Source organism: Paracidovorax anthurii (assembly GCF_003269065.1).
Lineage (GTDB): Bacteria > Pseudomonadota > Gammaproteobacteria > Burkholderiales > Burkholderiaceae_C > Paracidovorax > Paracidovorax anthurii.
The window spans coordinates 22,183-44,018 of sequence record NZ_QLTA01000005.1 but is presented as its reverse complement, the minus strand read 5'-3'; the positions used below and the strand labels follow the sequence as shown (position 1 = coordinate 44,018).

23 protein-coding genes are annotated in these 21,836 nt (G+C 69.5%); 14 read left to right on the top strand and 9 right to left on the bottom strand.

Translation table 11 applies throughout. The annotated features are described in order from the left end of the window. The first annotated feature begins 114 nt into the window (after positions 1–114). The 5 genes from AX018_RS04120 (at position 115) to AX018_RS25605 (ending at position 5,479) form a co-directional block, all read left to right on the top strand. Positions 115–1,944, top strand: coding sequence for a M14 family metallopeptidase (locus tag AX018_RS04120; protein WP_111876045.1), 1,830 nt, complete (start codon positions 115–117; stop codon positions 1,942–1,944). A gap of 178 nt (positions 1,945–2,122) precedes the next feature. Next, complete coding sequence (locus tag AX018_RS04115; protein WP_111876044.1) at positions 2,123–3,127, top strand: TRAP transporter substrate-binding protein; 1,005 nt, start codon at positions 2,123–2,125, stop codon at positions 3,125–3,127. 52 nt (positions 3,128–3,179) lie between these two features. After that, the gene (gene crcB / locus AX018_RS04110; RefSeq protein WP_111876043.1) at positions 3,180–3,560 is read left to right on the top strand and encodes a fluoride efflux transporter CrcB; all 381 of its coding nucleotides are present in this window, start codon (positions 3,180–3,182) and stop codon (positions 3,558–3,560) included. 78 nt (positions 3,561–3,638) lie between these two features. Next, entirely contained in the window at positions 3,639–4,496 is an 858-nt protein-coding gene (locus tag AX018_RS04105; protein WP_111876042.1) for an LOG family protein, read from the top strand. 122 nt (positions 4,497–4,618) lie between these two features. Beyond that, entirely contained in the window at positions 4,619–5,479 is an 861-nt protein-coding gene (locus AX018_RS25605; protein ID WP_245951419.1) for a hypothetical protein, read from the top strand. 222 nt (positions 5,480–5,701) lie between these two features. Here AX018_RS25605 and AX018_RS04095 read toward each other — a convergent pair whose 3' ends face one another. From AX018_RS04095 to pncB, 4 genes are all read right to left on the bottom strand, one after another. After that, complete coding sequence (locus AX018_RS04095; RefSeq protein WP_111876041.1) at positions 5,702–6,868, bottom strand: MFS transporter; 1,167 nt, start codon at positions 6,866–6,868, stop codon at positions 5,702–5,704. A 7-nt stretch (positions 6,869–6,875) separates the two neighbouring features. Further along, positions 6,876–8,285, bottom strand: a complete 1,410-nt coding sequence (locus AX018_RS04090; RefSeq protein ID WP_111876040.1) for a DNA recombination protein RmuC — start codon at positions 8,283–8,285, stop codon at positions 6,876–6,878. 120 nt (positions 8,286–8,405) lie between these two features. After that, a complete protein-coding gene (locus tag AX018_RS04085; protein WP_111876039.1) occupies positions 8,406–9,386 on the bottom strand; it encodes a 2-hydroxyacid dehydrogenase in 981 nt (326 codons plus the stop codon). Positions 9,387–9,491: 105 nt separating this feature from the next. Continuing rightward, on the bottom strand, positions 9,492–10,700 hold the full coding sequence (gene pncB / locus AX018_RS04080) for a nicotinate phosphoribosyltransferase (protein ID WP_111876119.1): 1,209 nt from the start codon (positions 10,698–10,700) through the stop codon (positions 9,492–9,494). A gap of 342 nt (positions 10,701–11,042) precedes the next feature. On the opposite strand from pncB, the gene ggt reads away from it, so the two are divergent. Beyond that, positions 11,043–13,052 carry a gamma-glutamyltransferase gene (ggt, locus tag AX018_RS04075; protein WP_111876038.1) on the top strand — a complete coding sequence of 670 codons (2,010 nt, stop codon included), beginning with the start codon at positions 11,043–11,045 and terminating at the stop codon, positions 13,050–13,052. A gap of 123 nt (positions 13,053–13,175) precedes the next feature. Here the strand turns inward: ggt and AX018_RS04070 are convergent, their stop codons facing one another. Further along, positions 13,176–13,652: an acyl-CoA thioesterase gene (locus AX018_RS04070; RefSeq protein WP_111876118.1), complete on the bottom strand. Its 477-nt coding sequence runs from the start codon at positions 13,650–13,652 to the stop codon at positions 13,176–13,178. A gap of 220 nt (positions 13,653–13,872) precedes the next feature. Between AX018_RS04070 and AX018_RS04065 the strand changes: the two genes are divergently transcribed. The 6 genes from AX018_RS04065 (at position 13,873) to hemP (ending at position 17,252) form a co-directional block, all read left to right on the top strand. Continuing rightward, complete coding sequence (locus AX018_RS04065; protein ID WP_111876037.1) at positions 13,873–14,430, top strand: phasin family protein; 558 nt, start codon at positions 13,873–13,875, stop codon at positions 14,428–14,430. 262 nt (positions 14,431–14,692) lie between these two features. After that, positions 14,693–14,965, top strand: a complete 273-nt coding sequence (locus tag AX018_RS04060) for a (2Fe-2S)-binding protein (RefSeq protein ID WP_111876036.1) — start codon at positions 14,693–14,695, stop codon at positions 14,963–14,965. Between the two features lie 112 nt (positions 14,966–15,077). Further along, entirely contained in the window at positions 15,078–15,773 is a 696-nt protein-coding gene (locus tag AX018_RS04055; RefSeq protein ID WP_111876035.1) for an energy transducer TonB, read from the top strand. A 35-nt stretch (positions 15,774–15,808) separates the two neighbouring features. Continuing rightward, the gene (locus tag AX018_RS04050) at positions 15,809–16,525 is read left to right on the top strand and encodes a MotA/TolQ/ExbB proton channel family protein (RefSeq protein ID WP_111876034.1); all 717 of its coding nucleotides are present in this window, start codon (positions 15,809–15,811) and stop codon (positions 16,523–16,525) included. 6 nt (positions 16,526–16,531) lie between these two features. Further along, positions 16,532–16,939, top strand: a complete 408-nt coding sequence (locus AX018_RS04045; protein WP_111876033.1) for an ExbD/TolR family protein — start codon at positions 16,532–16,534, stop codon at positions 16,937–16,939. A 94-nt stretch (positions 16,940–17,033) separates the two neighbouring features. Then, positions 17,034–17,252, top strand: coding sequence for a hemin uptake protein HemP (gene hemP / locus AX018_RS04040; protein ID WP_111876032.1), 219 nt, complete (start codon positions 17,034–17,036; stop codon positions 17,250–17,252). A gap of 173 nt (positions 17,253–17,425) precedes the next feature. On the opposite strand, the gene AX018_RS04035 is transcribed toward hemP, so the two are convergent. Then, complete coding sequence (locus AX018_RS04035) at positions 17,426–17,833, bottom strand: GlcG/HbpS family heme-binding protein (protein ID WP_111876031.1); 408 nt, start codon at positions 17,831–17,833, stop codon at positions 17,426–17,428. Positions 17,834–18,064: 231 nt separating this feature from the next. Here AX018_RS04035 and AX018_RS04030 point away from each other — a divergent pair, with 231 nt between their 5' ends. Both AX018_RS04030 and AX018_RS04025 read left to right on the top strand, forming a co-directional pair. After that, positions 18,065–18,760 (top strand): Bax inhibitor-1/YccA family protein, encoded by a 696-nt coding sequence (locus AX018_RS04030; protein ID WP_111876030.1) that lies wholly within the window; start codon positions 18,065–18,067, stop codon positions 18,758–18,760. Between the two features lie 134 nt (positions 18,761–18,894). Beyond that, the gene (locus tag AX018_RS04025) at positions 18,895–19,263 is read left to right on the top strand and encodes a hypothetical protein (RefSeq protein WP_111876029.1); all 369 of its coding nucleotides are present in this window, start codon (positions 18,895–18,897) and stop codon (positions 19,261–19,263) included. A 97-nt stretch (positions 19,264–19,360) separates the two neighbouring features. On the opposite strand, the gene rlmD is transcribed toward AX018_RS04025, so the two are convergent. The 3 genes from rlmD to AX018_RS04010 all read right to left on the bottom strand — a co-directional run bounded on the left by rlmD (position 19,361) and on the right by AX018_RS04010 (position 21,808). Further along, positions 19,361–20,830, bottom strand: coding sequence for a 23S rRNA (uracil(1939)-C(5))-methyltransferase RlmD (gene rlmD / locus AX018_RS04020; protein ID WP_111876028.1), 1,470 nt, complete (start codon positions 20,828–20,830; stop codon positions 19,361–19,363). A gap of 40 nt (positions 20,831–20,870) precedes the next feature. Continuing rightward, positions 20,871–21,185: a hypothetical protein gene (locus AX018_RS04015; protein WP_111876027.1), complete on the bottom strand. Its 315-nt coding sequence runs from the start codon at positions 21,183–21,185 to the stop codon at positions 20,871–20,873. 140 nt (positions 21,186–21,325) lie between these two features. Continuing rightward, the gene (locus AX018_RS04010; protein ID WP_111876026.1) at positions 21,326–21,808 is read right to left on the bottom strand and encodes an Lrp/AsnC ligand binding domain-containing protein; all 483 of its coding nucleotides are present in this window, start codon (positions 21,806–21,808) and stop codon (positions 21,326–21,328) included. Positions 21,809–21,836: the final 28 nt, after the last annotated feature.

Genomic DNA, 21,836 nt, shown 5'->3' with positions numbered 1-21,836 from the left:
CCGGGCACAGGGCGCATCCCGCGCCCATAACTCCCAATAATGGGGGCCTGCGGACTTTCCCTCCGCGCCCTCGCCCGGGCCCCGCCCGTTCCGCCGCCTTCCCGCTCCCGTCCCATGCCTGCACCCGACTCGCCCCCGAACGCCCTCCTGCTCGACACCACGGTGCCCCGCACCCTGGACGAGTGGGTCGCGCGCTTCTCGCAGCCCGCCTGGAAGGGCGCCCATGTCGAAGGCTGGCTCTTCGAGGGCCCGACCGAGCGCCGCGCGGCACAGCAGCGGCTGGCCGATGCCGGCGTGCACGCGCGCCTGCGCAGCGCCTACAAGCCGCTGGTGCACTGGTTCCTCGAAGACCTGCCCGCCTGCGCGCACGGAGCGTGCCCCACGGCCGCGACGGTGCGCTACCCGGTGCACCCCGGCGCCGGCGCGCAGCGCTTCCTGCTGGAGGCGTATCCGCTGGCGGCGATGCTGCCGGGCTGCGAACTCGCCTTCGAGCCCGGCGGCGAGGGCCTGCATTACGAGGTGACGCTGGATTTCGCAGGCGGCGGCCGCCAGAGCCACCGCGTCTTCGCGCCCAACCAGGTGCGGCCCGACGTGCTGGGCACGCCCCAGCTCTCGCCCACGGGCTGGCTGCGCGCGGGCCGCGCGCCGGGCGCGGGCGACCTGCTGGACGCGGCGCAGGAGACCGAGTTCGAGCAGCTCTTCTGGCGCGCGATGCAGGCCGTGCAGGCGCATCCCTGGCCCCGGCAGGAGCCCTATTTCGAGCGGCTGGAGCTGCGCGTGGACCTGCCGGGCTTCGAGTTGCCGCTGGACGTCGCGCACGAATGCATCAGCACCTTCGAGGCCCTGCACGAAGACTTCTACTTCGGGCTGCTCGAATTCTTCCAGCGGCATTCCGGCCGGCCGCCGGGCGACCGGCGCCTGCAGCCCGGGCAACTGGTGCCGGACGTGCGCCCCGCCGCGCCCGGCACCCCGCCGCGCGTGCAGATGGCGATGCGCCCGTTCGACGTCGCCCGGCAGGACGCCCTCGCCTGGGCCGACACCACCGCCGATCAGCCGCTGGACGCCCTGGAGCAGGCCCCGCCGCCGCAGCGCATCGCCCGCGAGCTGGAGCGCCTGGGCGGCCAGCGCTTCGGCGCGCGCTCGCGCCAGGGGCGCGAGGTGTGGGGCCTCTACCACCCCGGCCCGGGCACGCCCGTGTTCGTGAGCGGCGGCCAGCACGCCAACGAGACCTCCGGCGTGGTGGGCGCGCTGCGCGCGGCGCAGGCCCTGGCCGCCGAGCCGGGCGCCCACTTCGCGCTGCTGCCGCTGGAGAACCCCGACGGCTACGCCCTGCACCGCGAGCTCGGCGCCCACCACCCGCGCCACATGCACCATGCCGCGCGCTACACGGCCCTGGGCGACGACGTCGAATACCGCGAGCAGGCGCCGCTGTACGAGCGCGAGGCGCGCGAGCAGGCGCTCGCCCTCTCGGGCGCGCAGCTGCACGTCAACCTGCACGGCTACCCCGCCCACGAATGGACCCGGCCGCTCACGGGCTATGTGCCGCGCGGCTTCGGCCTCTGGACCATTCCCAAGGGCTTCTTCCTGATCCTGCGCTACCACGCAGGCTGGGAAGCGCAGGGCCGCGCGCTGCTCGAACGTGTGGCCGCCGAACTGCGCGGCGTGCCCGGCCTGCCGGAGTACAACGCGCGCCAGATGGCCCTCTACGAGCGGCATGCCGGCGCCCTGCCTTTCGAGGTGATCCACGGCATGGCCTGCACGCAGTCGGAAGTGCCGCGCGGCGCGCCCGTGACGCTCATCACCGAATTCCCCGACGAGACGGTGGACGGCGAGGCCTTCCGCTTCGCTCACACGGCCCAGTGCGCGGCCGTGCTGGCCGCCGCCCGGGCCTGGCGGGACATCGTGGCGCAGCGGGGAACGCCCGGCGCGCCCGCGCGGCCCTGATGCACCGCCGGGCAGACGGCTTGGCACGGGACATGCAAACGCGCATTCCGGAGCGCGGGGCACCATCCTGCATCCGGGTCGCCCCGCTGGGCGTACCCCCTGCACCGCGCGTACATTCCATGCACCATCGCACGGCATCGGCTGTCCCTGTTGTCCCGCCAACCCCCGGAGCGTCACGATGAAGCGTAGAGCAGCCTCGATCCTGGCCCTGACCCTGGCACTCTCGGGCGGCCTGCCGCTGTCCTCCGCCCTCGCGCAGGCCCGCTGGGACCTCGCGACCGCCTACCCGGCCACGAACTTCCACACCGAGAACCTCGCGCAGTTCACGCGCGAGGTCGAGGCCGCTACCGGCGGCCGGCTCAGGATCACGGTGCATGCCAACGCATCGCTCTTCAAGGCCAACGAGATCAAGCGCGCCGTGCAGGGCGGCCAGGCACCGGCGGGCGAGATCCTGCTGCCCCATTTCGAGAACGAGAACCCCGTGTTCGGCGTCGATGGCATTCCGTTCCTCGCCACCTCGTACGCCGACTCCCGGCGTCTCTACGACGCGCAGCGGCCCGTGCTCGAAAAGCTGCTGGGCGCGCAGGGCCTGCGGCTGCTCTACGCCGTGGCCTGGCCGCCGCAGGGCATCTTCTCCAGGAAGGAGATCAACTCGGCGGCCGACCTGCGCGGCACCCCCTGGCGCGCCTACAGCCCCGCCACGGCCCGGCTCGCGGAGCTGATCGGCGCCCAGCCCGTCACCATCCAGGCGGCCGAGCTGGCGCAGGCCATGGCCAGCGGCGCGGTCGATTCGATGATGTCCTCGGGCTCCACGGGCTACGACAGCCGCATCTACGAAAGCATCCGGTACTACTACGACACCCAGGCCTTCCTGCCCAAGAACGCCGTCATCGTCAGCCGCAAGGCCTTCGACGCGCTCGACCGGCCCGCGCAGGACGCCCTGCTCAAGGCCGCGGCCGATGCCGAGGCGCGCGGCTGGCAGCTGAGCGCCGAGAAGGACGACTGGTACAAGAAGGCCTTGGCCGACAAGGGCATGAAGATCCTCCTGCCCCCCGCCCGGCTCACCGCCGACCTGCGGCAGATGGGCGACACCATGCTGGCCGACTGGCTCAAGAAGGCCGGCCCGGACGGCGAGGCCATCATCGCCGCCTACCGCAAGTCCACGCCCGCCCCGGCGCGCTGAACCGAGGCCCCCCGCTCGCGCGCCGGGCCCGTGTCCTGACATACTCCAGGGAATGCTGCTGAACATCGCCGTCATCTGCCTGGCCGCCTGCGTGGGCGCCCTGCTGCGCTGGGGCTTCGCGCTCTGGCTCAATCCCGGCGGGCTCCTGCCCTGGGGCACGCTGGCCGTCAACCTCATCGGCGGCTACTGCATCGGCATCGCCCTGGCGGTGTTCACCAGCCGGCCCGACATCGACCCGGCCTGGCGGCTGCTGGTCATCACGGGCTTCCTCGGCACCCTGACCACCTTCTCCAGCTTCTCGGGCGAGGTGGTCACCATGCTCATGCAGCAGCGCTTCGGGCTCGCGCTCTCCACGGTCCTGCTGCACCTGGGCGGCTCCCTCGCGCTCACCTGGGCCGGCATGCGCACGGCGCTCTGGTGGATGGCCCGCTGAACATGGCCGCGCACCGCATTCCCCCGCCCTGAGGCCCTGCCACGGCGGCGCCATTTTTACCCTGCACCATCTCAATCCATGGAATCCAATACCGAACTCAACGACAGCCGCCTGGCCAATGCCTGGGCCGAACTCCAGAACCATGCCGTCAACGGCAACCCGCTGCACGCCGACGCCTACCGGCTCGCCTTCGCGGACCCCGAATTCATGCTGCGCCGCGAAACCCGCGGCATCCGCTTCCAGCTCGAAATGCTCAAGCCCGACCTCGGCCAGGCCGCGCAGGGCATCGAGCACACCGTGGTCGTCTATGGCAGCGCGCGCTTCCTCGCGCCCGAGGACGCGGCCCGGCAACTGGCCGAGGCCAGCGGCGATGCGGCCCGCATCGCGCGGGGCAGGCTCGCCGTGCGCAACGCCGGCTACTACGACCTCGCGCGCCGCTTCGCGCGCATCGTGGCCGACTACAGCGAGCAGAAACAGCCCTCGGAGCGCATCTACATCTGCACCGGCGGCGGCCCCGGCATCATGGAAGCCGCCAACCGCGGCGCACACGAGGCGGGCGCGCTCAACGTGGGCCTGAACATCGCGCTGCCGCACGAACAAAGCGGCAACCGCTACATCTCGCCGTCGCTGTGCTTCAAGTTCCACTACTTCGCGCTGCGCAAGATGCACTTCATGATGCGCGCCAAGGCCCTCGTCGCCTTCCCCGGCGGCTTCGGCACGCTGGACGAGCTGTTCGAAGTGCTCACGCTGGTGCAGACCGGCAAGGCCAAGCCGGTGCCCATCGTGCTCTTCGGCACCGACTTCTGGAAGAAGGTCGTCAGCTTCGACGCGCTGGTGGAGCAAGGCACCATCTCGCCGGAAGACCTGGACCTCTTCCACTACACCGACGACCCGCAGGAAGCGTGGGACTACATCCGGGCGTTCTACAAACTGTGAGAACGCCCACCGGAGGGGCGCCCCGGGCCGTTTCGCCCGCCCGGTAACGGCTTCTCTCACGCGGCCCGGGCTCCGGCACAGACTGCGAAGAATGGGCACGGCCATTTCCACCGGAGAGCCCCATGCCCCACATCAATACCAGTGCTTCGGCCCCGGGCACCCGCGCCGCTTCGTCCGGCCGCGCCGAAGCCGGCCCGTCCACCGCGCGCCCGCGCTCCAGCGCACGGCACGCCGCGCCCGAGGGCCTGCCCGCCGCAGCCCGCCGGCCGGTCGGCCCCCAGGACGCCCAACCGACACGGATGCGCATCGCCCTCGACACGCTGCAACTGACCGCCCAGACCGTGGTCAACAGCGGAGCCCGGATGGCGCACACCGGGGCCCGCATGGGCGCGGCAGCCGGCCACGCGATGATGGCGAACCCCCTCAAGACGATGGGGGTGGCAGGGATGGGCATGATGGCCGCCGGCGCCGCGCAGGCCCTGGTCCAACTGCAGCACAACGATGGAACGGCCCCGGCATCCGACGTGCCGCTGGCGGGCGTGGGGTTTTCGCTCCTGCTGGCCACGCAGGCCGCGGATTTGATACGCCAGGGTGCAGAGGGCCTGCGCCCCTCGATGCAGACGCCGGAGGCGGCCGAAGCCGCCGTGCCCGCGAGCCGCCCGCCACAGGTCGATGCCGAGCTGCTCAGCCAGGCCATCAATCACGTCGTGACTTTCGGCGAACCCGATCCCGATGATCCCGACGACATGTCGGCGGAAGTCGGCAACCGCACGCACCAGGTGATCGACCATCTGCTCGATCTGCGCGCCGACACCGCGCACCCGGATGTCGCGGCCGCGGTAGCGGCCGCGAACGGAGACTCGGCGCAGCTCGTGCGCAACATCCTGGCCCTGATCAACGCCGATCCCCCGGTGCTTTCGTCACGGCCCAACTCGGTGGCGCTGCGCCCCGCGGACCGACCGGCTCCGCAAGACCCAGCCTGAAATGAAGCCACAACCCCCTGTGGCGCTGCGCGCCTTCCCCCTTCTCTCGGAAGGGGGACGACGCCGGTGGCCTGGCCAAGCCCGCCCTACGGCGTCCGCTGGCATGGCCTGCTCCGCGGCCTTCGGACCAGAGGCGCGGCGCCGGTTTCATGCATCGCGGGTGACACGCAGCGCTATGGATCACTGAGATGGTGTGAACGCTCCGGGCGCCCCCTGCGCGATTCAGCCCGGCTCCCCCAGCCGCCGCGCCGACCGCACCCCCAGCCCCACGACGCCGCCCACCACCCAGAACAGCCCCGCCACGCCGATCAGCGCCCCTGCCGAGCCGAACAGCACGGGCATCGCCACGCTCGACGCGTTGATGGCCATGAGCCGCAGGCCCAACGCCTCGCCGTGGCGGTGGTGCGGCGTGATCTGGTGCAGCATGCTCATGATCATGGGCTGCACCGATCCGAGCGCGAAACCCAGCAGCACCGAGCAGGCGCCCAGGGCCCAGGCCGTGGGCAGCAGCGGATAGACCGCGAACAGCGCGGCCGCGGCCACCATCGCCCACATCACCACCACCGACTCCTTGAGGTGCGCAGCCACGATGGGCATCAGCACGCGGATGGCCGCCGCCGCGATGGCGAACGCGCCCAGGATGGTGCCGATCACCGAGGCGGAGAGCCCCCGCTCGTGCCCGAGCAGCGGCACCACGAAGGTGTGCACGTCCCAGCAGGACGACAGCAGCCAGTTCACCAGCAGCAGCCGCCGGAAGCCCGCATCGGCCAGCAGGTCCCACGAGCGCTGGCGCGCCCCGCCCTCGGCGGCGATCACGGGGGGCAGCTCCACCGTGGCGCGCACCCAGAACCACGTCGCCACGGGCAGCAGCGCCGTGAGCGCGAAGGCGGCGCGGTAGCCCTCGGTGCTGCCCGGCGCGGGGCCCGCGTGGTCGATCAGCAGGCCGGCGAAAAAAGGCCCTATGAAATTCGACACGGCCGGGCCGATGGCCAGCCAGCTGAACACGCGCCGCAGCTGCGTGGAATCGTGCGCCGCGCGGCCCACGTGGCGCTGCAGCGCGATCATCGCCGCGCCGGAGGCGCCGCCGGTCATGAGCGCGGCCAGGCACAGCACGGGAAAGGCCGGCCACAGCACGGCCCCGCCCGCGCCCACGCACGCGACCGCCACGGCCCACCCCACGGGCCGCTTGAGGCCGTGCCGGTCCGCGTAGCGCCCGGCGGGCAAGGCGAGGAACACCTGCGTGAGCGCGAAGAGCGCCAGCAGCACCCCGACGGCGGCGGGGCTGTAGCCCTCACGCAGCGCCAGCAGGGGCGCCGCCAGCCGCATGCCGGTCATGCTGGCATGGATGCAGATCTGTCCGGTGATCAGGCGCGCGAGGGCGGTGTCCATTCCGGGCTCACTCCTCGCCGGCGGCGGTCTGCGGGCCGCCGAGGCCCTCGGCCTGCGGCGCGGGCAGATCCTGCACGTCGCGCAGCCGGCGCTGGATGGCGCGCGTGCGCACGCCCACCTCGTCGAAGCGCTTCGCCGCCGCATCGATGGACTTGCGCGTGGCATCCACCACGTCGCCGAACTTGGCGAACTCGGTCTTCACCGCGCCGAGCAGCCCCCACACCTCGGACGAGCGCTTCTCGATCGCCAGCGTCTTGAAGCCCATCTGCAGGCTGCTGAGCATCGCCGCGAGGTTGGCCGGGCCCGCGACCATCACGCGGCAGTCGTTCTGCAGCGCCTCCACCAGGCCCGGCCGGCGGATCACCTCGGCGAACAGCCCCTCGGTGGGCAGGTACAGCACCGCGAAATCGGTGGTGTGCGGCGGCGAAACGTATTTGGCGAAGATCTTGCGCGCCTCCAGCCGGATGGCCGCCTCCAGCGCATTGCCGGCCGCCTGCACGGCCGCCCGGTCGGCCGCGTCGTGGGCGTCGAGCAGGCGCTGGTACGACTCGACCGGGAACTTCGAATCGATGGGCAGCCACACGGGCTCCTCGTGGCCGCGCCCCGGCAGGCGGATGGCGAACTCCACCAGCTCGTCGCTGCCCGGCACGGCCTTGACGTTGCGCGCGAACTGGTCGGGGGCGAGCACGTTCTCGATGATGGCGCCCAGCTGCATTTCGCCCCAGGTGCCGCGCGTCTTCACGTTGGTCATCACGCGCTTGAGGTCGCCCACGCTGCCGGCCAGCGTCTGCATTTCGCCCAGGCCCTTGTGCACCTGCTCCAGCCGGTCGCTCACGAGCTTGAACGACTCGCCCAACCGCTGCTCCAGCGTGGCGTGCAGCTTCTCGTCCACGGTGCGGCGCATGTCCTCCAGCTTGGCGGCGTTGTCCGCCTGGATGGCCGAGAGCCGCTCGTGCAGCGTGCCGCGCAGCGATTCCGAGGTCTGCGCGAGCTCGGCCCGGAAGGCGCCCAGCGCCTCGCCCAGCTCGCGCCGCGCCACCGCCGCGTCGGCCTGGGCCTGGGCGAGCCGCTGGGCGAGCTTGGCCTCGAAGGCGTCGAAGGCCTCGCGCAGCTCGGCGCGGCCGCCCCGCGCGTCCTGCACGGCCTGCGCGAGCCGCTCGTCCACCGCCGCGCGCTGGCCCTCGAACAGCCCCTGCGTGGCCTGCGTGAACCCGCGCAGCTGCTGCGCCATGCCGCCCAGCGCGCCGTCGTTCTTCGCCACGGCGAGCTGGGTGGCCTGCGCCATCGCCTCCAGGCGCTGCAGGCGCACGCCCCATTCCGCGGGCAGCTCCGCCCGGGAGCCGCGCAGGAGCAGCACGGCCAGCAGGGCGGCAATGATCACGAGCATCGCGAGGATGGCCAGCGTTTCGAAGGGCATGGAACCTTTACTACTATTTTGATAGCGAACTATTGAGCAATTCCGGCGACATGGAGGCTGAATGGCTTCATAAACTCCCCCGGGAAGCCCCGGGGCACCCCAACGCCGCCTGCCAGCACCTCAGCGCGGCGCCGGCGCGTTCACCGGCGTGAGCGGGCCGCGCCCCCCGAAGAACGCGATCAGATTGTCGGCCGCGAGGTTCGCCATGGCGCGCCGGGTGGGCACGGTGGCGCTGGCGATGTGGGGCGTGAGCACCACGTTGGGCACCGTGAGCAGATCGGGGTGCACCTGGGGCTCGCCCTCGAACACGTCCAGCCCCGCCGCGGCAATGCGGCGCTCGCGCAGCGCGCGGGCCAGGGCCGCGTCGTCCACGATGCCGCCGCGCGCGATGTTGATCAGGTTGGCCGTGGGCTTCATCTGCGCCAGCTCGGCCTCGCCGATCGCGTGGTGCGACTGCGGGCTGTAGGGCAGCACCAGCACGAGGTGGTCGGCGGTGCGCAGCAGCTCTTCCTTGCCGACGTAGCGGGCCTTGCATTCGGCCTCCAGCTCGGGCGAGAGGCGCGAGCGGTTGTGGTAGACCACGTTCATGCCGAAGCCGTGCGCGCCGCGCCGCGCGATGCCCTGGCCGATGCGGCCCATGCCCAGGATGCCCAGCGTGGAGCCATGCACGTCGGAGCCCGCGAACATGTCGTAGCTCCACTTGTTCCAACGGCCCTCGCGCAGGTAGATCTCGCTCTCGGTCACGCGGCGGGCCGTGGCCATGAGCAGCGCGAAGCCGAAGTCGGCCGTGGTCTCGGTCAGCACGTCGGGCGTGTTGGTGGCCTGCACGCCGGCCGCCGTGAGCGCGTCCACGTCGAAGTTGTTGTAGCCCACGGCCATGTTGGCCACGATGCGCAGGCGCGGGCACGCGGCGATCAGGGGCGCGTCGATGCGCTGGCTGCCGGTGGTGAGCGCGCCGTCCTTGTCGGCCAGGCGCTCGGCCAGCTCGGCGGGCGTCCAGATCGCGTCGTCCGGATTCGCCTCCACGTCGAAGTGCTGCGCGAGCCGGTCCACCACGTCGGGGAAGATCGCGCGGGCGACGAGGATGCGGGGCTGGGTCATGGTCGGGTCTCCTGGAATGTTGGCGAGGTCAGAGGAAAGCGGATGCGGCCGCGGCTCGGCCACCGGGGCAAGGCCTGGGGCGGGACGGCCGCCACGCGCCCCGCGTCATGCCGCGGCGGGAACGTCGAACACCTGGCGCAGGTAGGCCAGGTACTTCTCGTCGTCGCACATGCCCTTGCCGGGCGTGTCCGACAGCTTGGCCACGGGCTGGCCGTTGCAGCGGGTCATCTTGATGACGATCTGCAGCGGCTCGCAGCCCAGGTCGTTCGTGAGGTTCGTGCCGATGCCGAAGGCCAGCTGGCAGCGGCCATGGAACTGGCGGAACAGCTCGATGGTGCGCGGCACCGTGAGCGCGTCGCTGAAGATCAGCGTCTTGGTGAGCGGATCGACGCGGTTGCGGCGGTAGTGCTCCAGCAGGCGCTCGCCCCAGGCGAAGGGGTCGCCGCTGTCGTGCCGCGCGCCGTCGAAGAGCTTGCAGAAGTACAGGTCGAAGTCGCGCAGGAACGCGCTCATGCCGTACACGTCCGACAGCGCGATACCCAGGTCGCCCCGGTACTCGCGCGCCCACATCTCGAAGCCGTAGATCTGGCTGTCGCGCAGCCGCGGGCCCAGCGCCTGGCAGGCCTGCAGGTACTCGTGGGCCATGGTGCCGAGCGGGATGAGGCCGAGCTTCATCGCATACAGCACATTGCTCGTGCCCGCGAACTGGCCCGGTCCCACGCGGCCGTCCGGGCGGCGCTCGCCGGCGCCCAGGCGCCCCACCAGCACGCGCAGCACCTCCTCGTGCCATGCGCGGCTGAAGCGGCGGCGCGTGCCGTAGTCGGCGATCTTGAGCTCGCCCAGGCCCTCGCCCTGCAACTGCCCGATCTTGGTTTCCAGGCGGCGGCGGCCCTCGGGGAAATCCGGCACCCTCTGCGTGTTGCGGAAATAGACCTCGTTGACGATGGCCAGCACCGGGATCTCGAACAGGATGGTGTGCAGCCACGGCCCGGCGATGCGGATGTCGATCTCGCCGGAGGGCAGCGGCGTGACCGTGATGTATTTCTCGTTGAGCCGGAACATCCCCAGGAAATCGACGAAATCGCTCTTGATGAAGCGCAGCGATCGCAGGTACAGCAGCTCGGCATCCTGGAACTGCAGGCCGCACAGCGAACGGATCTCGTCGCGGATCTCGGCCGCGAAGGGCGCGAGCTGCACGCCCGGATTGCGGCACCGGAACCGGTACTCCACCTGCGCCCCCGGAAACTGGTGAAGCACCACCTGCATCATGGTGAACTTGTACAGATCGGTGTCGAGCAGGCTGGTGATGATCATGGCGGAGGCATCGGCGCGGCACGCGGCACCCAAGGCAGGGCGCGCTGTCGCGGGGGAGAGGGAAGCTGCTGAAGCCGTGGAGCGGCACGGCATTGTGGCACCAAGCGCGCACCCGCATGGCGCACCGGGATCGCACATGCGGATGGCGCGGAACTCGTCGAACGCCCCGACCGTCGCCTGCGCGACAGCGCGGCGGGCATGCGATCTAAAATTCCGTCCTGCGGTATTTTTCAGACCCCGTCAAGGCAAAACACCCGGCATGGTCCGCATATGCTTATGCGGCATATTTTTGCAACACACCGTTACATTGCTCCCCGTTTCTTCAACAGGAAAGTTCTTCGGATGAGTCCACTTCGCAAGTTCAACGCCCGCTCCTCCATCCAACCCGCATGGTGCTACTCCGCCGTGCTGACCGCGGCGCTGCTGGCCCTGGCCGGCTGCGGCGGCAGCGGTGGCGGCGGCACGGCGACGTCCGTGAGCCAGGACAGCGCCTGCGCGGTCGTGAGCGACAGCGGCGCGGTCACGGTCGGCTCGGGGCTGCCGGGCGACCCCGCCGCGCCCGAACCGGCTTCCGGCTACCGCGTCGGCAAGACCTCCGTCTACGCCCGGCAGTACATGGTGAGCACGGCCAATCCGCTCGCCTCGCGCGCGGGCTGCGAGGTGCTCCGCAAGGGCGGCTCCGCCGTGGATGCGGCCGTGGCCGTGCAGATGGTGCTGGGGCTCGTGGAGCCGCAATCCTCCGGCCTCGGCGGAGGCGCCTTCATGCTGCACTATGACGCCACGCAGAAAAAGGTCCAGGCCTACGACGGCCGCGAGACCGCGCCGGCGGCCGCCACCGAAAACTACCTGCGCTGGGTGAGCGACGCCGACCGCACCACGCCCCAGCCCGGCGGCGCGCGCGCCAGCGGCCGCTCGATCGGCACGCCCGGGGCGGTGCGCATGCTCGAGCTGGCCCACCGCGACTACGGCAAACTCACCTGGGGCGAACTGTTCCAGCCGGGCGTGCAGCTCGCGCGGGACGGCTTCCAGATCGGCGGGCGCATGGCCGCCGCCATCTCCGGCTCCGCCGCCGGACTCGCGCGCGATCCCGAGGCCGTGGCCTACTTCTTCAACGCCGACGGCACGCCCAAGGCCCTGGGCACCACCCTCAGGAACCCGGCCTACGCCGACACGCTGTCCTCCATCGCGCGCAACGGCGCCGATGCGTTCTACAACGGCGCCATCGCGCAGGGCATCGTCAACAAGATCAAGGTCACCAGCGGCGGCACGCCGGCCGTGGCCATCACGCCCGGCCTCACGGAGCTGAGCGATCTCACCAACTACCGCGCCAAGCGCCGCGACCCGGTGTGCACCACCTACCGCGACTACTGGGTCTGCGGCATGTCGCCACCGTCCGCAGGCGGCATCACCGTGGCCTCCGCGCTCGGCATCCTGGAGAACTTCGACCTGGCGAGCCAAAAGCCCACGAACATCGACATCGAGGGCGGCAAGCCCACCGTGATGGGCGTGCACCTCATCAGCGAAGCCGAGCGCCTGGCCTATGCCGACCGCGACAGGTACATCGCCGATACCGACTTCGTGCCCCTGCCCGGCGGCTCCCCGGCGCGCATGCTGAGCAAGTCCTACCTGAGCAGCCGCGCGGGCCTGATCAGCACCGCCCGGAGCATGGGCACCGCAACGGCCGGCGACTTCGGCACGGCCACGGCCGGCGTCGTCCCCATCGAGGAGCGCGGCACCACGCACGTCACCATCGTGGACAAGGACGGCAACGCGGTGGTCATGACCACCACGGTGGAAGCCAGCATGGGCTCTTTCCACATGACCCAGGGCTTCCTGCTGAACAACCAGCTCACCGACTTCTCGGCCACGCCCACCGACAGCACCGGCGCCGTCGTCGCCAACCGCATCGAGGCCGGCAAGCGCCCGCGCAGCTCGATGGCGCCGACCCTGGTGTTCCGCAAGGCCGCCGACGGCAGCATGGGCGACTTCCTCATGGGCACGGGCTCGCCCGGCGGCGGCACCATCATCCAGTACGTGGTGAAGACCGTGGTCGGCGCGCTCGACTGGGGCCTCGATGCCCAGCAGGCCACGTCGCTCGTGGACTTCGGCGCCAGCAACAGCGCCACCACGGCGGTGGGCGGCGAGCATCCCAACATCGACACCAGCAACAACGGCAACAACGACCCGCTGATCACGGGCCTGCGCGCCCTGGGCCACACGGTCTCCACCTCCGCGCAGTCGAGCGGCACGGCCACGATCATCCGCGTGCGCCGCAACGGCGAGAACGTGCTGCAGGGCGGCGCGGACCCCCGCCGCGAAGGCGTGGTGCTGGGCGATACGTTCCGGCCCTGAGCCCCCTGCGCGCGGACCGCTCCCGACGGGTCCGCGCATTTCCCGGCCCGGCCGCAGCCCGCTGCGGCCGGGCTTTTTCGTCAGTGCGCGGCCTGCCGGGCGATCGCCCGGAGCGCGCCGCGATCAGGCGGCATCGCGCCGCAGCGGCTCCAGCGCCTCGCGAAGCGCATCCGGCAAGGCGCATGGGCGGCGGCTCCGGCGATCGACATACACGTGCACGAAATGCCCCGCTGCGGCCGACAGCGGCTCGCCCTGCGCGAACAGCCCCACTTCATAGCGCACGCTCGTCGATCCCAGGCGCGCCACCCGGATGCCGGCATCGATCGCCTGGGGAAACGCGAGCGGAGCGAAATAATTGCACTGCGTCTCCACCACGAGGCCGATGACCTCCCCGCCGTGGATGTCCAGGGCACCCTGCCCGATCAGGTAGGCATTCACCGCCGTGTCGAACCAGCTGTAATAGACGACGTTGTTGACATGCCCGTAGATGTCGTTGTCCATCCAGCGGGTGGTGATGGGATGAAAGACGGGGTAGCAGGAGCGAGGCTCGGGCACCCGCCGCGCGGCGGCAGCGTCGGAGGAAGGCTTGGGCGGCGTCATGCCGGCGCATTCTGCCAGCCAGGGCTCCGGCCCCATCGCCATGGCGAGGCCGCGCGCTTTTCGAGGCAGGCCTCTAAAAATGCTGCGATGCAGCAAAAACGCTTGCACCCTGCGCCCAAGCTCCTAGAATAAACCCCATGCTGCACTGCAACATGAGCAAGGCGTAGCGCGGCTCCATCCACCCCGTCCATCCGAGGACACCTTCCAGAGGAGATACACCATGTCGCTGACCCCCGAGCAAGTTCTCGCTTCCCACAAGGCCCACCTCGACACCCTCTTCGGGCTGACGACCAAGGCCTTCGAAGGCGTGGAAAAGCTGGTGGAGTTGAACGTGACGGCCTCGCGCGCCACCCTGGCGGAAGCCGCCACCCACACCCAGGCCCTGCTGTCGGTGAAGGACGCCCAGGAACTGCTGTCCCTGCAAGCCAGCGTCTTCCAGCCCCTGGCCGAGAAGACCGCCGCCTACAACCGCCACCTCTATGAGATCGCGTCCGGCACCACCGCTGAATTCGGTCGCACCTTCGAAGCCCAGGCTGCAGAGATCCAGCGCAACTTCAGCAACCTGGTCGACACCGCAGCCAAGAATGCCCCCGCAGGCAGCGAAACCGGCGTGGCCGTGTTCAAGAGCGCCGTGTCCGCCGCCAACAATGCCTTCGAGAGCGTGCAAAAGGCCGTCAAGCAGGCCAGCGACGTGGCTGAAGCCAACTTCAACGCCGTCACCAGCACGGCCACCAACGCGGCCGCCACGGCCACTGCAGCCGCGGCACGCAAGCGCTGAGCACCGGCTTCGCCAGTACCATTTGTCTCCTTGGATCCTCTCGAAGCGCACGTTTCAGGGATCCAATTCAAAACCCGGCCCTGCCGGGTTTTTTTTCGCCCGGACCGGCCGGCAACCCCTTGCAACAAACCACGCGGCCGATCGCGGGAACCCTGGGGTTCGGCAAAGATCCTTACAATGGAAATATCCAATGAATTGCAAATGCGATGAATTCGCATTTATAATCAATTCATCGATAACAGCCAGCCACCACTGCAGTCCCATGATCGTCTGTGTATGCCGCCGGGTTTCTGATCGCGAGATCGCACGCCATGCGCATGCGGGCCTGAGCTTCGACGAAATCCAGTTCGAACTCGGCGTCGCCACCCAGTGCGGTCGCTGCGAATCCTGCGCCCGGGATCTCGTGGCGCAATGCAGTGTTTCGCACCCGGTTGCCGCCCTGCACAAGGAATCCGCGCCGCAAACGATCCAGCTTGCCAACTCCATCCTGGAAAGCAAAGCATGGAACTCCTCAGCATCCTCGCTGGCAGCCTGATCTTCGTCGTGGGATCCATGTGGTGGATCTTCCGTAAGTAACCTACTCCACCGGTTTTCCCGTTCACCGGCGCTCGCGGCCTGCCGCCGCGCCGGCTGCAGATATCTTCCCTATGTCCCAGTTTGATCGCTATGGCTCCCCCCGGGGCGTGAGCCGCAATGCGGTGATCGCAGGATCGGTCGTGCTGCTGCACGTCGCGGGCCTGTGGGCCCTCCAATCCGGGCTGATGCGCAAGGCCGCCGAGATCATCGTGCCCGCGGAGGTCCTGAGCGAGTTCATCTCGCCGCCCGCTCCGCCCGCGCCTCCGGTTCCACCGCCTCCCAAGCCCGCCCCGCCACCGCCCAAGCCGGCGCCGCGCACTCCCGCGCCCCGCCCGGCCCCGATGCCCGTGGCGATTGCCGACCCCACGCCGGCGCCCAACGCGCCCGTCGGCACCACCGAGCCCCAGCCGCCCGCGCCCCCGATCGCCGCACCGATGGCTCCGCTGGCGCCCCCCGCGCCACCGGCCCCTCCGGCGCCGCCCAGGATCGAGTTACCTTCCAGCGATGCGGCCTATCTGAACAATCCGAAGCCGACCTACCCGGCCATCAGCCGACGTCTTGGCGAACAGGGCAAGGTCGTGCTGCGCGTGCTGATCGGCACCGATGGATTGCCCCAGAAAGTCGAGATCAACAAATCCAGCGGGTACGAACGCCTGGACCGGCAGGCGATCGATGCCGTGATGCGCTGGAAATTCGTGCCCGGCAAACGCAACGGCGTGCCGGAAACCATGTGGAACCTCGTTCCGGTCAATTTCGTTCTCGAATAAACGTCTCGAATATCTCTACAGCTTCAGGAGTTCTCATGGAATCGCATTTCGGCATTGCCAACGTCTGGACCCAGGGTGATTTCGTCACCCGCGCCGTCGCCGTGCTGCTGCTCGGCATGTCCCTCGCCTCGTGGATCGTGATCCTCATCAAGGCCATGGACATCATCAAGTTCAAGAAGCACGCCCGGTCGGCGCGCGACTTCTGGCACAGCGAGGATTTCGCCGCCGGCATGGAAAAGCTGGGCAACGACCCCGCGAACCCGTTCCGCCACCTCGCGCTGGAAGGCCGCGAAGCCACCGCCCACCACCGCAACACCAAGGCGCACCTGCACGACAGCCTCGATGTGAGCGACTGGATCACGCGCAGCCTGCGCAACTGCATCGACGAATTCACCGCGCGCCTGCAGTCGGGCCTCGCCATCCTGGCATCGGTGGGCTCCACCGCGCCGTTCATCGGCCTCTTCGGCACCGTCTGGGGCATCTACCACGCGCTGGTGGCCATCGGCGCTTCGGGCCAGTCGACCATCGACAAGGTGGCCGGCCCGATCGGCGAGGCGCTGATCATGACCGCGCTGGGCCTGGCCGTGGCCATTCCCGCCGTGCTGGGCTACAACGCCCTGGTGCGCGGCAACAAGTCGATCCTGAACAACCTCAACAGCTTCGCGCACGACCTGCACGCCTACTTCGTCACCGGCGCCCGCGTGAGCGCTCCGGGCGAGCAAGCCAAGGTCCTGCCCATCAAGAAAGGCTGATGCGCCATGGCTTTCGGAACCCAGGAAGACGCCGACGAGGTGATGAACGAGATCAACATGACGCCCCTGGTGGACGTCATGCTGGTGCTGCTCATCATCTTCATCATCACCGTGCCCGTGATGAAGCACGCGGTGCCGGTGGATCTGCCGCGCGCCTCCAACCAGCGCGAGGACATCAAGCCCGAGACCATCCGGCTGAGCGTCACCGCCGATGGCAAGTACCACTGGAACGAGACCTCCATCGGCGACGAGGAGCTGGAGCCCCGCCTGAAGGCCGAGGCCGCCAAGGACCCGCAGCCGGACCTGCACATCCGCGGCGACAAGGAAGTGCGCTACGAGCGCGTGGCGCAGGCCATGTCGGCGGCCCAGCGCGCCGGGGTGCGCAAGATCGGTTTCGTGACCGATCCGCAATGAGACAAATTCTTGCAAGAGAATCGGTTTCGGGTCTTGACGATCAGTTGAGAATGGTTATCATTACCTCATTGCCAACGCACCGAGGTTCCATCCCATGCACGCCAGCCTGACTGCCATGCCTTCTTCCGCGGCCTTTTTCGGCTCCACGGGTCTTCATGACCGGCAGGGAGACGCCCACGGTCGCCAGTCGGCCGCTCCCGCGGTCGACAGCAGCGAGTTGCTCAAGGGCCAGAAAACCGTGGCGATCTTCCACAACGGCTCCATCTACCGCCTGCAGGCCACGAAGCTCGGCAAGCTGATCCTGACCAAATAGGTTTCATCGTGGGGCGACTCCCGGGCGCCGTTCAGTGCCCGCCGGGTCGTATTGGCCAGCCAACGGTTCACCCGCGTAGCCAGGCTCTTTTTCCACGCAGAAACACGCCTCCATGAAAAAACCGGCCTCCACGAGGCCGGTTTTTCTTTGGGCGCCAGGCCTTGCGGCCCGCCTCAGAGACCGATGGCCGCGATGCCCGCGCGGGCGATCTGCGCGTCCTCGGTGGACTTCACGCCGCTCACGCCCACGGCCCCCAGGCACTGGCCATCCTTGAGGATCGGCACGCCGCCTTCGAGGAGGCCGTCGATGAAGGGCGCCGTGAGGAACGCGGTGCGGCCACCGTTGATGATGTCCTCGTACGCCTTGCTCTCCTTGCGGCCCAGGGCGGAGGTGCGGGCCTTGGCCGGAGCGATGTGGGACGACACGGGAGCCGCGCCGTCCAGGCGCTGCAGCGACAGGAGGTGGCCGCCATCATCGACGATGGCGATGGTCACCGCCCAGCCGTTGCGCAGGGCCTCCGCCTCGGCGGCGGCGGCGATCTTCTTGACGTCGGCGAATTCAAGCTCGGGTTTGGTCTTCATGGAATTCCGGGAATGGGGGTGGAGGGATATCGCCACGGCGCATGCCAGGGCCATGGCGGCGGTTCGCGAGCATAGCGGCTGGCGCCGGGGCCGGCAGGCTGCTCCCGGCAAAACACTGCATCCTAAAAGTATGGGAGTGCAAGAGGTTATTTGAAATCGCCCGGGAAGCCACCACCTAGAATTTGCCGGCCTGCACTGTGCAGGCCTCAACAGGCAAGGGAGAGATAGAAGATGAACGATCAAGTCACGGTCCTGGACTCCGCGGGGGGCTACGGCGTCTCGCAGGAGCAGCGGCAGAGAGTGCTGCGCAACACCTACTGGCTGCTCGCGCTGAGCATGCTGCCCACGGTGCTGGGCGCCTGGATCGGCGTGGCGACCGGCATCACGCAATCGCTGCGTGGCGGCGTGGGCCTGATCGTCTTCCTGGGCGGCGCGTTCGGCTTCATGTTCGCCATCGAGAAGACCAAGAACTCCGCTGCCGGCGTGCCCGTGCTGCTGGGCTTCACGTTCTTCATGGGCCTGATGCTCTCCCGCCTGATCGGCATGGTGCTGGGCTTCAAGAACGGCACCGACCTCGTGATGACCGCCTTCGCGGGCACGGCGGGCGTGTTCTTCGTGATGGCCAGCCTCGCCAGCGTGATCAAGCGCGATCTCTCGGGCATGGGCAAGTGGCTCTTCGTGGGCGCCATGGTGCTCATGGTGGGCTCGGTCATCAACGTGTTCGTGGGCTCCTCGGCCGGCATGATGGCGATCTCGGTGGCGGCCATCGGCATCTTCAGCGCCTACATGCTGTACGACCTGAAGCAGATCCTCGACGGCGGCGAGACCAACTACATCAGCGCCACGCTGGCGCTGTACCTGGACATCTTCAATGTGTTCCAGAGCCTGCTGGCCCTGCTGGGCATCATGGGCGGCGAGCGCGACTGACGCGCGCCCTGCCCTTCTCCGCCGGCCCACCGGCTCCCAAGAGGCCTCCCCCCGTGGAGGCTTTTTGCTTTTTGTCATGCCAGGGTTCGGCCCACCCTCAATGATGGAGCGGCCCGGCCGATAATGGATGGAACATGCCGCACCATCGCCCCCACCCCCGCCTTCCCTCCCCCGGGCGCGCCCCGTGGCTCGCGGCATCGCTCGCCGCGCTCCTGCTGCTGTCGGGGTGCGAGATCCCCGGGCTGGGCCCCGATCCCCGGGCCGTCCAGAAAGAGGCCGAGGCCAAGGCCATCGGCGGCGCCTGCCGGCATGCGCTGCGCGGGCTGGAAGACTGCTTCACCCTGAACCCCAAGGCCCCCAAGGCCCAGGTCTTCGCCGGCTGGAAGGAGATGGACCAGTACATGCGCGAGAACAAGCTGGAGGGCTCGCCTTCGGTGCTGGGCAAGCTGGAAAAGCCCGCCGCCAGCAAGCGCTCCGAAGACTCCGACGCGGGCCGCAGCTAGGCCGGGCGCACAGGGCCCTGGCCATCCCGGGCCCGCCTGAAGCCCGCCGGCCAGGGGGCCGGACAGGACGCCCGGACGCGGCCGGCGGTGCGCCGCCTCAGGCGCGCTCGAACACCGCCATGCTCTCCACGTGGGCCGTGTGCGGGAACATGTTCACCACCCCGGCCGCCACGCAGCGGTAGCCCGCCTGGTGCACCAGCAGGCCCGCATCGCGCGCAAGCGTGGCCGGGTTGCAGCTCACATAGACGATGCGGCGAGGTGGCGTCCAGCCCTCCGCGGACGCGGGCAGGGCCGGCGCGTCCTCTGCGCCGATGCGGGCCTGGTGGATGTCGGCCAGCGCCTTCGAGAGCGCGAACGCCCCTTCGCGCGGCGGGTCCACCAGCCATTTGTCGGCCACGCCGTCGGCGATCAGCATCTCGGGCGTCATCTCGAACAGGTTTCTTGCTACGAAATCAGTAGCAGCCAATGCAGCGGATCCGGCGACATGCGCCTGATTCTTCTGATAATTCTCGCGGGAGCGCGCCACCAGGGCCTCGCTGCCCTCGATCCCGACGACCTCGCGGGCCTGGGTGGCGATGGGCAGCGTGAAGTTGCCCAGGCCGCAGAACCAGTCGATCACGCGCTCGGTCTTGCGGGCATCGAGCAGCCTCAGGGCGCGCGTGACCAGCACGCGGTTGATGTGCGGATTGACCTGGGTGAAGTCGGTCGGCTTGAACGGCATGGTGATGCCGAAATCGGGCAGCCCATAGCTGAGCGCCGGGCCGCCCTCGTCCAGCAGGTGCACGGTGTCCGGCCCCTTGGGCTGCAGCCACCACTGCACGCCATTTGCCGCCGCGAAGGCGCGCAGCTTGCCCAGGTCATCGGCGGACAGCGGCTCCAGGTGGCGCAGCACCAGCGCGGTCACCGTGTCGCCGCAGGCCAGTTCGATCTGCGGGCAGGTGTCGCGCGCCTGCAGGGAGGCGATGAGCGCGCGCAGCGGCAGCAGCATGGCGCTCACGTGCGGGGGCAGCACGGAGCAGACCTCCATGTCGGCGATGTAGCGGCTCTTGCGCTCATGGAAGCCCACGAGCACCTTATCCTTCTTGGCCACGTAGCGCACCGACAGCCGGGCGCGGTAGCGGTAGCCCCAGGCGGGTCCCTCGATGGGGCGCAGGATGGTCTCGGCGCGCACCTTGCCCAGGTGCCAGAGGTTGTCTTCCAGCACGCGCTGCTTGACCGCCACCTGGGCGCCCACGTGCATGTGCTGCATCTTGCAGCCACCGCAGGCCCCGGCGTGCAGCCCGAAGTTCGGGCAACCCGGCCGCACGCGCTGCGACGATTCGCGGTGGATGGCGGTGAGGCTGGCCTGTTCCCAGTTGTTCTTCTTGCGGTGGGTATTGGCGCTCACCCATTCGGAGGGCAGCGCGCCGTCGATGAAGACGACCTTGCCGTCGGGCCTGCGCGCCACGCCCTGGGCCTCCATGTCCATGGAGGTGACTTCGAGCCAGCCGGGCGGCAGGTCGGCGGGCTCGTGGAAGAGGGAAGGATGCGCCGGGAGGATCGTGGAATGTTCTGTGGGGTCGCTCATCCCCCGATTGTCTCAGGCCGCCCGGCCCTGCCCGGCGGGTTCAGCTGCGCTCGGGGCGCACGAGCCGGGGCGTGGAGCTTTGCGCCGGCAGCGCAGCGCCCGTGCCCGTGGGCAGGCGGTTGAGTTCCAGCTCGCATCCGGCGTTGTCGAGGGTGAAGACGAGGGTCGCTCCGGGGGCCGTGCGCTGCAGGGTCTGGTGGATCTCGCGCGACAGGTCCACGGGAGGGGTCGGCGAGCGGTAGATCACTTCCTGGCTGGCCGAATAGACCACGTAGCACGCGGCCGAGGCCGAGGAACTCCACAGGCCGGCGAGCAGCGCGGCGGCAATGAGCGTGGCATGGCGGGGTACGGGCATCGGTCGGGCTCCTGGGATCGGGAAGAAGGAACATCGCCGCCTGCGGGACGCACCCGCGGCACGCTCGCCACGGGCGGGGCGACGGCGGAATTATTGCGGACTTCGCGGACTTTGCGGCCTCCGCAACGCCGTCAGGGTCGTCAGGGGCGAAGGCCGCGCTCCTCCAGCGCCAGGTGGAAGGAATGCTTGACCTCCTCCATCACCGCATAGGTGCGCGTCTCGCGCACGCCGGGCAATTGCCACAGCACCGCGCCGGCGAACTGCCGGTAGGCGTTCATGTCGGCCTGGCGGGTCTTGAGCAGGTAGTCGAAGCCGCCGGCCACCATGTGGCATTCCATGATGGCCGGGTGCGCCTGCACGGCGGCCTTGAACTGGTCGAACACGTTGGGCGTGGTGCGGTCGAGCAGCACCTCCACGAACACTAGCATGCCGGCGCCGAGCTTCAGCGGGTTGAGCCGCGCCTCATAGCCCAGGATGTAGCCCTCGCGCGCGAGGCGCTGCACGCGGGCCAGCACCGCCGTGGGCGAGAGGGCGACGCTTTCGGCGAGCTTCAGGTTGGAGATGCGCCCGTCGCGCTGCAGGATCGCCAGGATTCTGAGGTCGATCCGGTCCAGACCATCCATGGGGCACCCCACTCATAGTGAATCATTC

Bases quoted from the DNA above. Each gene is read 5' to 3' on its own strand.
- rlmD (WP_111876028.1), bottom strand. From the start codon at position 20,830: ATGAGCGACCCCACAGAACATTCCACGATCCTCCCGGCGCATCCTTCC.
- AX018_RS04090 (WP_111876040.1), bottom strand. From the start codon at position 8,285: ATGCCCTTCGAAACGCTGGCCATCCTCGCGATGCTCGTGATCATTGCC.
- AX018_RS25605 (WP_245951419.1), top strand. From the start codon at position 4,619: ATGCCCCACATCAATACCAGTGCTTCGGCCCCGGGCACCCGCGCCGCT.
- AX018_RS04015 (WP_111876027.1), bottom strand. From the start codon at position 21,185: ATGCCCGTACCCCGCCATGCCACGCTCATTGCCGCCGCGCTGCTCGCC.
- AX018_RS04120 (WP_111876045.1), top strand. From the start codon at position 115: ATGCCTGCACCCGACTCGCCCCCGAACGCCCTCCTGCTCGACACCACG.
- AX018_RS04105 (WP_111876042.1), top strand. From the start codon at position 3,639: ATGGAATCCAATACCGAACTCAACGACAGCCGCCTGGCCAATGCCTGG.
- AX018_RS04050 (WP_111876034.1), top strand. From the start codon at position 15,809: ATGGAATCGCATTTCGGCATTGCCAACGTCTGGACCCAGGGTGATTTC.
- hemP (WP_111876032.1), top strand. From the start codon at position 17,034: ATGCACGCCAGCCTGACTGCCATGCCTTCTTCCGCGGCCTTTTTCGGC.
- ggt (WP_111876038.1), top strand. From the start codon at position 11,043: ATGAGTCCACTTCGCAAGTTCAACGCCCGCTCCTCCATCCAACCCGCA.
- AX018_RS04070 (WP_111876118.1), bottom strand. From the start codon at position 13,652: ATGACGCCGCCCAAGCCTTCCTCCGACGCTGCCGCCGCGCGGCGGGTG.
- AX018_RS04035 (WP_111876031.1), bottom strand. From the start codon at position 17,833: ATGAAGACCAAACCCGAGCTTGAATTCGCCGACGTCAAGAAGATCGCC.
- AX018_RS04045 (WP_111876033.1), top strand. From the start codon at position 16,532: ATGGCTTTCGGAACCCAGGAAGACGCCGACGAGGTGATGAACGAGATC.
- AX018_RS04115 (WP_111876044.1), top strand. From the start codon at position 2,123: ATGAAGCGTAGAGCAGCCTCGATCCTGGCCCTGACCCTGGCACTCTCG.
- AX018_RS04095 (WP_111876041.1), bottom strand. From the start codon at position 6,868: ATGGACACCGCCCTCGCGCGCCTGATCACCGGACAGATCTGCATCCAT.
- AX018_RS04065 (WP_111876037.1), top strand. From the start codon at position 13,873: ATGTCGCTGACCCCCGAGCAAGTTCTCGCTTCCCACAAGGCCCACCTC.
- AX018_RS04010 (WP_111876026.1), bottom strand. From the start codon at position 21,808: ATGGATGGTCTGGACCGGATCGACCTCAGAATCCTGGCGATCCTGCAG.
- AX018_RS04060 (WP_111876036.1), top strand. From the start codon at position 14,693: ATGATCGTCTGTGTATGCCGCCGGGTTTCTGATCGCGAGATCGCACGC.
- AX018_RS04085 (WP_111876039.1), bottom strand. From the start codon at position 9,386: ATGACCCAGCCCCGCATCCTCGTCGCCCGCGCGATCTTCCCCGACGTG.
- crcB (WP_111876043.1), top strand. From the start codon at position 3,180: ATGCTGCTGAACATCGCCGTCATCTGCCTGGCCGCCTGCGTGGGCGCC.
- pncB (WP_111876119.1), bottom strand. From the start codon at position 10,700: ATGATCATCACCAGCCTGCTCGACACCGATCTGTACAAGTTCACCATG.
- AX018_RS04025 (WP_111876029.1), top strand. From the start codon at position 18,895: ATGCCGCACCATCGCCCCCACCCCCGCCTTCCCTCCCCCGGGCGCGCC.
- AX018_RS04030 (WP_111876030.1), top strand. From the start codon at position 18,065: ATGAACGATCAAGTCACGGTCCTGGACTCCGCGGGGGGCTACGGCGTC.
- AX018_RS04055 (WP_111876035.1), top strand. From the start codon at position 15,078: ATGTCCCAGTTTGATCGCTATGGCTCCCCCCGGGGCGTGAGCCGCAAT.